This window comes from Streptococcus infantis (assembly GCF_047465035.1).
Classification (GTDB): Bacteria; Bacillota; Bacilli; order Lactobacillales; family Streptococcaceae; genus Streptococcus; species Streptococcus infantis_T.
This window is the reverse complement of the sequence record NZ_JASHAQ010000001.1, coordinates 85,839-98,898: the sequence shown is the minus strand read 5'-3', so window position 1 is coordinate 98,898 and position 13,060 is coordinate 85,839. Positions and strand designations below refer to the sequence as shown.

The 13,060-nt window shown below is 41.0% G+C and carries 10 protein-coding genes; 2 read left to right on the top strand and 8 right to left on the bottom strand.

Annotated elements, in window-relative coordinates:
* Nucleotides 1-14: 14 nt before the first annotated feature.
* The 3 genes from QM406_RS00505 to mutL are packed head-to-tail and all read right to left on the bottom strand — an operon-like array spanning nt 15 to nt 3,149.
* On the bottom strand, nt 15-581 hold the full coding sequence (locus tag QM406_RS00505; protein WP_414273101.1) for a DNA-3-methyladenine glycosylase I: 567 nt from the start codon (nt 579-581) through the stop codon (nt 15-17).
* A 9-nt stretch (nt 582-590) separates the two neighbouring features.
* Nucleotides 591-1,184 (bottom strand): Holliday junction branch migration protein RuvA, encoded by a 594-nt coding sequence (gene ruvA, locus QM406_RS00500; protein ID WP_414273100.1) that lies wholly within the window; start codon nt 1,182-1,184, stop codon nt 591-593.
* Nucleotides 1,185-1,199: 15 nt separating this feature from the next.
* The gene (gene mutL / locus QM406_RS00495) at nt 1,200-3,149 is read right to left on the bottom strand and encodes a DNA mismatch repair endonuclease MutL (protein ID WP_414273099.1); all 1,950 of its coding nucleotides are present in this window, start codon (nt 3,147-3,149) and stop codon (nt 1,200-1,202) included.
* A 183-nt stretch (nt 3,150-3,332) separates the two neighbouring features.
* Here mutL and tyrS point away from each other — a divergent pair, with 183 nt between their 5' ends.
* The gene (tyrS, locus tag QM406_RS00490) at nt 3,333-4,589 is read left to right on the top strand and encodes a tyrosine--tRNA ligase (protein ID WP_315640316.1); all 1,257 of its coding nucleotides are present in this window, start codon (nt 3,333-3,335) and stop codon (nt 4,587-4,589) included.
* Nucleotides 4,590-4,667: 78 nt separating this feature from the next.
* Here tyrS and QM406_RS00485 read toward each other — a convergent pair whose 3' ends face one another.
* Entirely contained in the window at nt 4,668-6,728 is a 2,061-nt protein-coding gene (locus QM406_RS00485) for a heavy metal translocating P-type ATPase (RefSeq protein ID WP_414273098.1), read from the bottom strand.
* 1 nt (nt 6,729) lies between these two features.
* Complete coding sequence (locus tag QM406_RS00480; protein ID WP_000910903.1) at nt 6,730-7,008, bottom strand: DUF6110 family protein; 279 nt, start codon at nt 7,006-7,008, stop codon at nt 6,730-6,732.
* Between the two features lie 257 nt (nt 7,009-7,265).
* Here QM406_RS00480 and QM406_RS00475 point away from each other — a divergent pair, with 257 nt between their 5' ends.
* Nucleotides 7,266-8,114, top strand: a complete 849-nt coding sequence (locus QM406_RS00475) for a putative RNA methyltransferase (protein WP_414273097.1) — start codon at nt 7,266-7,268, stop codon at nt 8,112-8,114.
* Between the two features lie 355 nt (nt 8,115-8,469).
* On the opposite strand, the gene QM406_RS00470 is transcribed toward QM406_RS00475, so the two are convergent.
* The 3 genes from QM406_RS00470 to malQ all read right to left on the bottom strand — a co-directional run bounded on the left by QM406_RS00470 (nt 8,470) and on the right by malQ (nt 12,710).
* Nucleotides 8,470-8,676: a hypothetical protein gene (locus tag QM406_RS00470; protein ID WP_033675785.1), complete on the bottom strand. Its 207-nt coding sequence runs from the start codon at nt 8,674-8,676 to the stop codon at nt 8,470-8,472.
* 232 nt (nt 8,677-8,908) lie between these two features.
* Nucleotides 8,909-11,167, bottom strand: coding sequence for a glycogen/starch/alpha-glucan family phosphorylase (glgP, locus tag QM406_RS00465; RefSeq protein WP_414273096.1), 2,259 nt, complete (start codon nt 11,165-11,167; stop codon nt 8,909-8,911).
* Nucleotides 11,168-11,192: 25 nt separating this feature from the next.
* Complete coding sequence (gene malQ, locus QM406_RS00460; protein ID WP_075232328.1) at nt 11,193-12,710, bottom strand: 4-alpha-glucanotransferase; 1,518 nt, start codon at nt 12,708-12,710, stop codon at nt 11,193-11,195.
* Between the last annotated feature and the right edge of the window lie 350 nt (nt 12,711-13,060).

The following is a 13,060-nucleotide window of genomic DNA, read 5'->3' as shown; positions in this document are numbered from 1 at the left end:
CTAGACATCTAACGTCACTTATTTCCATTTTTCCATTCACAATCATTCTCATGGTCATCAACTAGCCCTGCAGCCTGCAGATAGGACAAGACAGCGACTGGTCCAGTGAACTTAAAACCACGTTTTTTGAGATCCTTGGATATTTTTTCAGACAAAGGCGTTTTGGCTGGTGCTTGACTGTAGTCCGGGATATCATTGACCATGGTTTTCCCCTCTACAAAAGACCAGAGATAAGCATCAAAAGAGCCATACTCTTTCTGAACTTGTAGAAAGGCCTGGGCATTCGCTCGCGTCGCAAAAATCTTTGCACGATTTCGGATGATAGCTGGATTATTCATCAAAGCTTCCAGCTCTTCATCCGTCATGTCTGCAACACGTTGAAGGCAATAACCATGAAAAGCTTGACGGAAGGCTTGACGTTTATTGAGCACTGTTTCCCAAGAAAGACCAGCCTGATAGGTCTCCATACAGAGCAACTCAAAAAGTGCTCGGTCATCATGGAGGGCCTGGCCCCATTCCTCATCGTGGTAGGCTACATATAGAGGGTTGTTCATTTTAACCCAGCCACAGCGTTTGGGCATAGGAACCTCCTATTTTACCAACATCTTAAGGGCAGACTTGATATAATTCTCTGCTGTATCAGTCGTTCCTTCAAAGAATTTCTTGATTTTCTTGAGCTCGGTCGCCTTGTAGCCCAATGCCAACATGGCTTCCATAGCTTCTTCCAATTCTTGGTTTTCAGCGCTAGCTTGCACTGCCACCTTGGCAGGAAGATCATCTCCTGCAACTACTACCTTGCCTTCCAAGTCCAGCACCATCTGCTGGGCTGTTTTCTTGCCAATTTTAGGGAACTTAGTCAAGTAGGTGATGTTCTTGGTCTCGATGGCTTGAACAAGCCCTGCATTGTCATCAGCTGCAATGATAGCCAGAGCTGATACAGGACCAATGCCCGACACCGAAATCAAGCTGAGAAAGAGTTTTTTCTCGTCTTCTGAACGGAAACCGTAAAGTAGATGAGCGTCTTCGCGAATAACTTGATGCACATAGATTTGCGCTTCTTGATTGACTTGTCCTGAGTAAGCATAAGGATTGGCTACGTGTAAGATGTAGCCGATGCCGTTAGCTTCTAGAACGATGTATTTAGCAGTAATTTTGGTAATAATACCCTTTAGATATTCGTACATAGTTTTCCCTTAAATTTAGTATTTTCCTAGTTCTCGTAGGCTAGTATGATTTTCTTGAATGCGACGGAACATCTTTTCCATGTCTGACTTGGTAAAATGCACCAAAACAGGACGTCCGTGTGGACAGTTGTAGGGGTTGTCACATTGAGAGAGCTGATAGAGGAGTTGTCTAGCTGAGTGGTCATCGATACGATGGTTGGCTTTGATTGAGCGTTTGCAGGACATCATAATGGCCAGCTCTGCTCGGTATTTCTTGATAGAAACTTCCTTGGTCAAGAGGAGCATATCACACATCTCATAGATACCAGACTCGATTTCCTCCTCTGCCATCCAAATAGGATGTTCCCTTAGGATAAATTGGTTCTCCCCGTACTCTGCTAGAAAGACGCCAACGTCCTCCAAGAGAGGCATTCTTTCCTTGAGACGAAGGGCATCATCCGCTGGAAATTCAAAGATATAGGGCACTAGGAGTTGCTGCTGGCTCTGATCAACATTGCCAATACTTTCGCGATACTCCTCATACTTAACCCGCTCCTGAGCTGCGTGTTGGTCTATGATGTAAAGCCCATCTCTACCTTGGGCAAAGAGATAGGTCCCGTGCATTTGCCCAAAAAATTCCAACTCTGGGAAGCTTGACGTTTCTTCTCGCTCTAGCTTGTCATAGGCCTTATCCAAACTAGCCATATCTAACTCAGGATGATCCAGTTGGTCGTAGCTGATAGGCTTTCTCTCTGCAAAATACAGTTTAGCAGGCTTGGTCAGCTGGTCCAAGGTTTCCTTAGCAAACAGATTCAAATCCTGTTTCCCTTCAGTCAGGTTCACCTGATAGTCTGCCACCTCAGCTTGAGTCGGTCTAGTCAGCTCCGTTTTTTCATAGTAGAGCGTATTTTCTCTCAGTGGCAAAGTCGTTTGCTCCACCTTTTCACGATTTCTAACCGCAGATTTGGCTAGATTTTCCAAGGCATCTGGAATCAAAGTCTGTTCCTTTAGACTCTTTGCGATAGCTTCTGAAACCAGTGCCATCAGCTCTCTTTCCTTAGAAATACGCACCTCTTGCTTGGTTGGATGCACATTGACATCCGCTAGATAAGGGTCAATATGGATATGAATGACAGCCAGTGGAAAACGCCCCACCATGAGCTTACTGCCATAACCGTCAAGAATAGCACGATTGAGTAAAAAGTTCTTGATATAACGGCCATTGATGAAGAGGCTGATATAGTTACGATTAGCCCGCGTCAATTCCGGCAAGGACACAAAACCAGAAATTTCAAAGTCTAGGTCAGAATTCTCAATCTCAACCATCTTTTTGGCACTAGCTAAACCATAAATCCCAGCAATGGCTTGACGCAGTTGACCCGTACCAGCTGTTCGTGTCATTTCCTTGCCATCGCTAATCAGGCTAAAAGAAATCTCCGGATGGGCTAGCCCCAGACGATTGACAATATCAATGATATGAGACAACTCTGCCTGCTGACTCTTCATATACTTGAGACGAGCCGGTGTGTTGAAAAAGAGGTCTTCCACACAAACCTTAGTCCCCACAGGACTGGTCGCTGGAATGATTTCCTCAACTTCTCCCCCACGAGCCACTAGCTTGGTCCCGTGACTGGCACCATCCACCGCTGTCAACAAAGTCAATACACTGACAGATGCGATAGAAGGCAGAGCTTCACCACGAAAACCGAGGGTCCGAATCCGAAAAAGATCCGCTTGATTCTTTATCTTACTAGTGGCATGACGACGGAGAGCCAACTCGACTTCATCGTGGGCAATCCCATGTCCATTATCTGTGATTTGGATTTTCTTAAGCCCAGCTTCTTCAATTTCAACGATAATCTGGCTTGAGCCAGCATCGATAGCATTTTCAACTAATTCTTTGACAACGCTAGCAGGACGCTCGATAACTTCTCCAGCTGCAATCTGGTTGGCCAATACTTCTGGCAATTCAATAATATGAGACATTTTCCAGCCCCTTTCTCAACTATTTTTATCTATTTCTCTGAAAATAAGCTAGTGCTATTATACCATATTTCACTCGTTTCCAAAAAAGTCCAAGCAGCAACTTTCTTCCCGATTTTACTAGGTTATTTGCTAAGTTTGTGGTACAATAGGTAGAAACAATATTTTAAAAAGGAGAAAAGACACATGCACATTTTTGATGAGCTAAAAGAGCGTGGTTTGATTTTTCAAACGACTGATGAAGAAGCTTTGCGTAAAGCCCTAGAAGAAGGTCAAGTTTCTTATTATACTGGCTACGATCCAACTGCTGACAGCCTTCACCTAGGCCACCTTGTCGCAATCTTGACAAGTCGTCGTTTGCAGTTAGCAGGTCACAAACCTTATGCGCTCGTTGGCGGTGCTACAGGTCTCATCGGAGATCCGTCCTTCAAAGATGCTGAGCGTAGTCTCCAAACAAAAGACACAGTAGATGGCTGGGTCAAGTCTATCCAAGGACAACTTTCTCGCTTTCTTGATTTTGAAAATGGTGAAAATAAAGCTGTCATGGTCAACAACTACGACTGGTTTGGCAGCATCAGCTTCATTGACTTCCTCCGTGATATCGGAAAATACTTCACTGTCAACTACATGATGAGCAAGGAGTCTGTTAAAAAACGGATTGAAACAGGGATTTCTTACACTGAGTTTGCCTACCAAATCATGCAAGGTTACGACTTCTTTGTCCTCAACCAAGAGCACAATGTAACCCTCCAAATCGGTGGTTCTGACCAATGGGGAAATATGACAGCTGGTACAGAATTGCTTCGTCGTAAGGCTGACAAGACTGGTCACGTAATCACTGTCCCACTCATCACAGACGCAACTGGTAAGAAATTTGGTAAATCTGAAGGGAATGCAGTCTGGCTCAATCCTGAAAAGACTTCTCCATACGAAATGTACCAGTTCTGGATGAACGTCATGGATGCTGACGCTGTTCGCTTCTTGAAGATTTTTACCTTCTTGTCACTGGATGAGATTGAAGACATCCGCAAACAATTTGAAGCAGCTCCACACGAACGCTTGGCTCAAAAAGTCCTCGCTCGTGAAGTCGTAACGCTTGTTCACGGAGAAGAAGCCTACAAAGAAGCCCTTAACATCACTGAGCAACTATTTGCAGGAAACATCAAAAACCTTTCTGTCAAAGAGCTTAAACAAGGACTTCGTGGCGTGCCAAACTACCAAGTACAAGCAGACGAAAATCACAACATCGTTGAACTTCTTGTATCTTCTGGCGTGGTTAACTCAAAACGCCAAGCCCGTGAAGACGTACAAAATGGAGCTATCTACGTCAACGGTGACCGTATCCAAGACCTTGACTATGTCTTAGGAGATGCAGATAAGTTAGAGAACGAACTGACTGTTATCCGCCGTGGTAAGAAGAAATACTTTGTATTGACTTACTAAATTGTTAAACATTTACCTATAAACAAAGGAGTTACCCTCGAGAAAGGTAACTCCTTTTTGCTGTGAATAGTCCCCCACCTAGCCCTTAATAGACAGGCTACGCAGTACAATGCGTAAGGTTGTTAGATTATGTAAGATAGAAAGATTTGAAGGGCTGAGCCAGTTAAACAAGCCAAAGCCAATCAAACTACTATTTACGACAACGGTATCTTGAATATTCTTCTTGATGAGTGTTTGCAAAGATGATGATAGCGAATCCAACTCTTGGAAGAAATCCAAGCGATTATCTAACAATAAGATATCACTCATCTGCTTAGAAATATCTGCACTCTCATTCATCACCACACCGATATCTGATAGGGTTAGAGCCGCTGAGTCATTCAATCCATCTCCAACCATCAAAATAGTGTGACCTGCTTTCTGCAGTTCCTCTACTAACTCAAATTTCCCATCAGGTTTCAAGTCTGTATAGACCTGATCAAAGGGCAAATCTTTGACTAATTCCTCTGTTCTAACCAAGGTGTCCCCTGTTGCCAGAATCAATTTTTTCCCTTGTGCCTTAAGTTTCTCCAAGGCTGCTTTTGCTTCTTTTCTCAAAGGAGTATGAATGCAGAACATTCCAATCAATTCATTCTGATAAGCCAAGAATAAGAGATTGTAGTGACTCTTGTACTCTTCAATTAAAGCATTTTGTTCTGAACTGATATGAATCTGTTCATCCTGCATCAAGACATAATTCCCAATAAGAACTGGTTGGCCATCTATATGAGACTTGATCCCCTTGCTTGCAATATATTGGAGTTTCCCATGCATTTCCTCATGTTCAATCCCCTCTATCTCAGCTTGCTTGACGATGGCATTAGCAATAGGATGATAAATATGTTCCTCAAGACAGGCACTGATTCTGAGAATATCTTCCTCACTATAGTCCCCAAAAGGTAACACCTTTTCAACTATAGGATAACTAGTTGTGATTGTTCCCGTCTTATCAAATAAGAAAGTATCAACTTCCAGATATTTTTCCAGAACATCCCCATCCTTAATCACCATTTCACGATTCAACCCCTCCTTGATAGCTGTCAAATAAGCTACAGGAGTAGAAATTTTCAAAGCACAGGAGAAATCAACCAATAGGAATGAAATAGCCTTAGAAAAAGAACCCGTTAATAGGTAAGTCAGCCCAGCCCCCAAGAAATTATATTTGACGACCTTGTCCGCCATCTTGATGAAATAGCGTTGTTTCGTTTTCTTGTTTTCTTCAGATTTTTTCATCAACTCAATCAGTTGTAAAATCCGGCTGTTCATCTGATTATCGGTTACACGAATGCGTAACTCTCCAGTTTCTAATACTGTATTTGCACAAACCAAATCAGACTCTCTTTTTTCAACTGGAAAACTCTCTCCCGTCAAGGAACTTTCGTTGACCATACCTAAACCTGAAACTACTTGTCCATCAAATAGAATTTCATTTCCTTGAGATAAGACCAAGACATCTCCTATTTGAACATCGGAACTCTTGATACTAACAACCGTATCGCCCTGTACTAAGAATACATCGCTCTCTTTTGCAAGAAGGCTTTGTTCTAAATCTGTTGCAGTTTTTTTCAAAGACCACTGATCTAAATGATTCCCCAAATCAAGCATAAACATGATATTACTTGCCGTCTTGGATTGGTTCATAAATAAGGACAATAAAATCGCTGAACAGTCCAAGACTTCCATCGTTAGTTCCTTACGCACTAGGGTCTGATAGGCTTCTCTAACATAACCCAAAGCCTGATAACAAGTCCATATATAGCGAATAGGAAACGGTACAAGACTACGAAAAAGCACACGCTTAATCGCTGCACCTGAAACAATAGAATAAGCACTCTCTTCTCTACGAATGGGAAGAGTCATCAACTCAGAAACTTTCCCTTTATCAATTCTTTTTAAAAAGGCTTCTGCATTATCTAATACAGAAAAGCCTTCTTTTATACGTAGAGTAAAATGCTGTTGATCCATGTAAAACTGGATAGACTCAATCCCCTTTTCATCTCTCGCCAAGGAACGAAGATAGTCTTGAATATCCAAGGTGAGTGAAAAAGAAGATGATAGTCGGATATGTTGGTATCCTCTATGTAGCACTTTAAAAGACATATTATTCCCCTATAAGGCTATCTAATTGCTCTTCTTTTTTCTCTTGCTCGTACAAATATTTGGCATCTTGCAAGACATCATCTCCATGTTGCTTCACAACAGAAACAGATGCATCTAGCTCATCTTTCAACTTGTAAGCCTTAGCCAAAGCTTTAGAATAACCTTTTTTAGCTTCCTTACTTGCTAAGATTTTCAAGCCAAGGGTACCAAATGCGACACCACCCAAAAAGAGTGATGATTTTTTCGCAACTTTTGCGACGCTCAATACTTCTTTTAACATACTTATTTCCTCCTTATCATTATTATATAGCAATTTAGATATAAAAGCAATTTTATTTTATAAATTGGAGAATTATACTCAATGAAAATCAAAGAGCAAACTAGGAAACTAGCCGCAGGCTGTACTTGAGTACGGCAAGGCGACGTTGACGTGGTTTGAATTTGATTTTCGAAGAGTATTAGTTTTATTTCTACTGAATCTCCCATCTACTTACTCCTAAAGTTGCTTTCATTTGCCTCTTTTGATACACTTAAACTATGAATACAAATCTCAAACCCAAACTTCAGCGTTTTGCTTCTGCGACTGCCTTTTCCTGTCCTATCTGTCAAGAAAATCTGACTCTGCTAGAGAACAGTCTCAAATGTAACAATCGCCATTCTTTTGACCTGGCGAAATTCGGCTATGTTAATCTAGCCCCTCAAATTAAGCAATCTGCCAACTACGACAAGGAAAACTTTCAAAACCGCCAACAAATCCTAGAATCTGGCTTTTACCACGCTATCTTAGAGGCTGTATCTGACTTGTTAGCAAATTCAGAAACTAGCACCACAGTCTTAGATATCGGTTGTGGTGAAGGATTCTATTCTCGCAAACTACAAGAAAGTCATCCTGACAAAACCTTCTATGCCTTTGATATTTCCAAAGATTCTGTCCAAATCGCTGCCAAGAGCGAACCCAACTGGGCAGTCAATTGGTTCGTTGGTGACTTAGCTCGTCTTCCTATAAAAGACGCCAGCATGGATATCTTACTTGATATCTTTTCCCCTGCCAATTATGGAGAATTTCGTCGCGTTTTATCCAAAGACGGCATCTTGATAAAGGTTATTCCAACTGAAAATCACCTCAAGGAAATCCGTCAGAAGGTACAAGACCAGCTGACAAACAAGGATTATTCTAACCAAGATATCAAGGAACATTTCCAGGAACACTTTACCATCCTATCTAACCAAACGGCCTCTCTGACTAAGACTATCACACCAGATCAGCTCCAAGCCCTACTCAGTATGACTCCTCTCCTCTTTCATATCGACCAGAGCAAGATTGACTGGAGCCAACTGACAGAGATTACCATTGAAGCAGAGATTTTGGTTGGGAAAGCATTCTAAACTAGACTTCCCAAAGGTATAAAACTTACCGAAAATCCTCAATATTACGAAAACGCATAAGAACAGGTACTCAAAAACCTTAATCTTATGCGTTTTGTTATGCAAAAATCACTGGAGTTTCTATACACATTAAGCGGAAATCTTTGAAATCAGTTCTCTTAATAACCATTGAATACCATATATTACATTTACCCCAAATATGATATAGGCCGTATAAATCAAGTATTTCGATTTCTCCCGCCTCAAAGAATAGATCTTGTACAAGATAAACAAATTTAAAATAATAAATAATAGAGACAAAATCTTCCTCCAAAAATCAATCCTAAAGGTACACAGCTAAGCATAGCCCTAAACTTTATTTTCGATTCGAAATTACAAACTTATCAATGAACAATAAGTGATATAAGGCCAGTACCAGACCCCAAACGCTACCACGAAAAGAGAATTCTTGATGATTGAGAGGAAACAAATCATGGTTACCAATATAGAGGCAGGTCAAAATAACAAATAAAATCCAAAATAAATCCGTCCATTTATATTTTGAAAAATATTTTTTCCACATAAAAACACCTTCTTTCCTACAATTATATTATAATACTTTATGTAAGCGAATACAAGGGATGTGAGGTAATCAACTACGAAGAAACATGAGGCTGAAAGAAAGTGTTATGCGTTCACTGTATCTATGATTTATCCCTTTTAAATAAGATTGATCCAAATCCACATCATTCAAAAAAGCGAATTTCAATTGAAACTCGCTTTTTTACAAAATGTATTAGTATAAATCTTATATCTTAGTTCAAGTGCCAGATATCTTCGTTGTACTGAGCGATTGTACGGTCAGATGAGAAGAATCCTGCTTTAGCAATGTTGACGATCACTTTATCCAACCATGCGTCACGGTTTTCGTAGTCAGCAAGCATTTGCTCTTTGACTTTGATGTAGTCTTCCAAGTCAAGAAGAGTCATGAACCAGTCTTTGTTGATCAATTCATTGTAAAGACGTTCCAAGCGTTCAATCTTACCAACTGCAAGAACAGCGTCGCTCACGATAAAGTCAACCAATGGTTTGATCGCTTTACGAGCGTAGAATTCGCTTGATTTGTAAGCTGATTTTGCGTAAAGGTCGATAACAGTTTCTGAATCTTCACCGAAGATGTAGATATTTTCGTCTCCAACCAACTCAGCGATTTCCACGTTAGCTCCGTCCATAGTACCAAGAGTCAAAGCTCCGTTCAACATGAATTTCATGTTACCAGTACCTGAAGCTTCTTTAGAAGCAAGTGAGATTTGTTCTGAGATATCACATGCTGGGATAAGGAAGCTTGCTGCAGTAACGTTGTAGTTTTCAACCATAACTACTTGCAAGTGTGGAGCTACTGCTGGATCATTAGCAATAACTTCTGACATGCAAAGGATTAAGTGAATGATGTCTTGAGCGATTGTGTAGGCTGGAGCTGCTTTACCACCAAAGAAGATTGTGATTGGGCGAGCAGGGATGTTACCAGCTTTGATGTCAAGGTATTTGTGAATCACGTACAAAGCGTTCATTTGTTGGCGTTTGTACTCGTGAAGACGTTTGATTTGGATATCAAAGATAGAGTTTGGATTGATTTCCACACCTTGGTGTTCTTTCAAGTGACGAGCCAATTTACGTTTGTTGTGAGCCTTGATGCTTTCCAATTTTTCTTTGACAGCTGCTTTGTCTTCATAAGACAAAAGTTTTTCAAGCTCATCTGCTTCATGGTGCCAACCTTCTCCAAGAATCTCATCCAAGTAGTGAGACAATCTTGGGTTAGCATGCATGAGCCAACGACGGAAAGTGATACCGTTTGTTTTGTTGTTGAATTTTTCTGGGTAAAGGTCGTAAAAGGCTTTCAACTCAGAGTTCTTCAAGATTTCAGTGTGGAGTGCCGCTACCCCGTTAACACTGTATCCGTAGTGGATATCCATGTGAGCCATGTGAACACGTCCGCTCTCATCGATAATTTGAACAGCTGGGTCTTTGTATTCTGCTTTAACTCGACGGTCCAATTCTTTGATGATTGGTACCAAGTGAGGAACCACTTCTTCCAAGAATTCAAGAGGCCATTTTTCAAGGGCTTCAGCAAGGATTGTGTGGTTAGTGTAGGCAGTCATGCTACGAACGATAGAGATTGCTTCATCAAGCTCGATACCACGTGCTGTCAAAAGACGGATCAATTCAGGGATAACCATTGATGGGTGAGTATCGTTGATTTGGACAACTGCGTAGTCAGCAAGGTCATGCAAGTTGCTTCCTTTTTCAATTGCTTCGTCGATGATCAATTGCGCACCGTTTGAAACCATGAAGTATTGTTGGAAGATACGGAGCAATTCACCTTGACGGTCACTATCATCTGGGTAAAGGAAGAGAGTCAAGTTGCGAGCGATATCTGTCTTGTCAAAGTTGATACCATCTTTAATGATAGAAGAATCAACTGAATCCAAGTCAAACAAACGCAAGCGGTTTTTAGTTGCTGTCTCATAACCAGTAACATCAATATCATAAAGAGTTGATGTCAAAGTAAAGTCTGCAAATGGTACTTGGTAGCTACGGCTTGAGCGAACCAACCAGTTTTGCTCTGTCAACCATGCATTTGGAATTGTTTCTTGTTGGTTGTTTTTAAGAACTTGTTGGAAAAGACCAAAGTGGTAGTTAAGACCAACACCGTCACCGTTCAAACCAAGAGTAGCAATTGAGTCGATAAAGCAGGCAGCCAAACGTCCCAAACCACCATTACCAAGAGATGGTTCCAATTCAACTTCTTCAACTTCAATCAAGTCTTTACCTGCAGCTGCAAGTTCTTTTTTAACATCGTCGTAAAGACCAAGGTTGATCAAGTTGTTTGACAAGAGTTTACCAATCAAGAACTCAGCTGAGATGTAGTAAACTTTTTTCTTACCAGTGTTCACTGGTTTTTGGCTGCTTGCAAGCTTGCTGTAGTTAAGAAGAGCAAGGTAGAGCTCTTCATTGCTACATTCTGCGATAGATTTATTGTAACGATTTTGTACAAATTCTTGTAGTGATAACATGTTTAGTTGTCTCCTGATTATTGTCTTATTTCTTTAATTCTACCAAATTTTCATTGATACGGCGATAAATTGTAGTCAAGTCAAGCAAAGTTTCTTCGACAGCAGGAGTCAATTGTTCCTCTGTCATACGCCATGACCAGTTTCCACCAAGAGTAGATGGGAAGTTCATACGAGCTGAACCATCCAACTCTAGCAAATCTTGCATAGTGGCAATCGTCATGAAACTTACTGATGCGAAGGCTGTACGAAGCATAGCATGCACCACTGTTTCGTACTCTTTACGGTTTGTGTAGCGAGCCATATACTCACGAGTTGGATCATCAATCTCATCACGGTACCAACCAAGAACAGTGTTGTTATCGTGTGTTCCTGTATACATAACTGAGTTTGCTGGTGCCAAGTGTGGGCTGTCGATACTTTCGTGTTCTGGATTGAAAGCAAATTGAAGGACTTTCATTCCTGGGAATCCAGTGCGCTCACGAAGCTCGATGACTTCATCAGTCATGAATCCAAGGTCTTCTGCGATGATGTTCAAGTCACCAAGTTCTTCTTTAACAGCTGCAAAGAGTTTGTAATCAGGTCCTTTCACCCATTTACCAGGTGCCGCTGTTTCAGAACCCGCAGGAATTTCCCAGTAAGACTCAAATCCACGGAAGTGGTCGATACGCACGATGTCGTAAATCTTAAAGCTTTCACGCAAGCGTTCAATCCACCATTTGTAACCATCGCGATCCATTGCTTCCCAGTCATAGATTGGGTTACCCCAAAGCTGACCAGTCGCAGAAAACTCATCTGGTGGGCATCCTGCGATGCAAGTTGCTTTCCCGTTTTCATCTGTTTTAAAGAGGTGTGGATTTGCCCACATATCGCTTGAATCTTCCGCTACATAGATTGGCATATCACCGACAATCTCGATGTGGTTTTCGTTAGCGTATGCTTTCAATTTCAACCATTGTTTGAAGAAAAGGTATTGGGTTACGCGGTGGTAAACAAGCTTGTCAGCTAATTTCTCACGGTAGCTTTCAAGAGTTGAAGCTTTACGAGCACGGGCATCTGCATCTGGCCATTCTGTCCAAGCAAGATTATCAAAATGCTCCTTGATAGCCATATACTCTGCAAATAGTTCAAGCCATGATTGATTTTCTTGAGCAAATTTTTCGAAGTCTTTGACATCTCCGACTTCAAGGAAACGTTTGACAGCTTTCTCTAGAAGTGGACGACGTGCATAGTAGATTTTAGCGTAGTCAACTTCAGTTGGGTTGCTACCAAAGTCCACACCTTCAAGATCACTTGCTTCCAACAGACCTTGCTCCACCAAGATATCAAGATCGATAAAGTGAGTATTACCTGCAAAAGCTGAGAATGATTGGTAAGGAGAATCTCCATAGCTAGTTGTTCCCAATGGAAGGATTTGCCAGTAGCGTTGCTTAGTGCGAACCAAGAAGTCAACGAAATCATAGGCGCTTTGACCAAATGATCCGATTCCGTAAGCCCCTGGAAGTGATGAGATGTGCATCAACACACCACTTTGACGTTTTTTCATAATAGCACCTCAAGTGTTTGTAGTTAAATATTTCATTTTTACAAGCGCAAACGTTTGCGCCAAGTAAAGTATAACCCATTTCAAAAAGAAATGCAAGCGTTTCAACAAAAAACTTTTCAATTTATTTACTTTATAGCTTTTTTAAAAAACTATATTCTTATTTTTTCACCTCTACAAAAACATCTACAAACTATGCAAACGTTTCCCTTAAATTATTCTTGAATTGAAATTTATATGATTTCATCCTTTCCTTCCTATTATATAACCAATTTTAGAGATTAACCAGTTACAAGCTTTTTAAATTTTTTTCAAAAAACGCTTGCAACCGTTTTCTGTTTGTGCTATACTAA

Excerpts from the sequence above, each read along its gene's own strand:
- tyrS (WP_315640316.1), top strand. The coding sequence starts at position 3,333 with ATGCACATTTTTGATGAGCTAAAAGAGCGTGGTTTGATTTTTCAAACG.
- QM406_RS00475 (WP_414273097.1), top strand. The coding sequence starts at position 7,266 with ATGAATACAAATCTCAAACCCAAACTTCAGCGTTTTGCTTCTGCGACT.
- malQ (WP_075232328.1), bottom strand. The coding sequence starts at position 12,710 with ATGAAAAAACGTCAAAGTGGTGTGTTGATGCACATCTCATCACTTCCA.
- QM406_RS00505 (WP_414273101.1), bottom strand. The coding sequence starts at position 581 with ATGCCCAAACGCTGTGGCTGGGTTAAAATGAACAACCCTCTATATGTA.
- ruvA (WP_414273100.1), bottom strand. The coding sequence starts at position 1,184 with ATGTACGAATATCTAAAGGGTATTATTACCAAAATTACTGCTAAATAC.
- glgP (WP_414273096.1), bottom strand. The coding sequence starts at position 11,167 with ATGTTATCACTACAAGAATTTGTACAAAATCGTTACAATAAATCTATC.
- QM406_RS00480 (WP_000910903.1), bottom strand. The coding sequence starts at position 7,008 with ATGTTAAAAGAAGTATTGAGCGTCGCAAAAGTTGCGAAAAAATCATCA.
- mutL (WP_414273099.1), bottom strand. The coding sequence starts at position 3,149 with ATGTCTCATATTATTGAATTGCCAGAAGTATTGGCCAACCAGATTGCA.
- QM406_RS00470 (WP_033675785.1), bottom strand. The coding sequence starts at position 8,676 with ATGTGGAAAAAATATTTTTCAAAATATAAATGGACGGATTTATTTTGG.
- QM406_RS00485 (WP_414273098.1), bottom strand. The coding sequence starts at position 6,728 with ATGTCTTTTAAAGTGCTACATAGAGGATACCAACATATCCGACTATCA.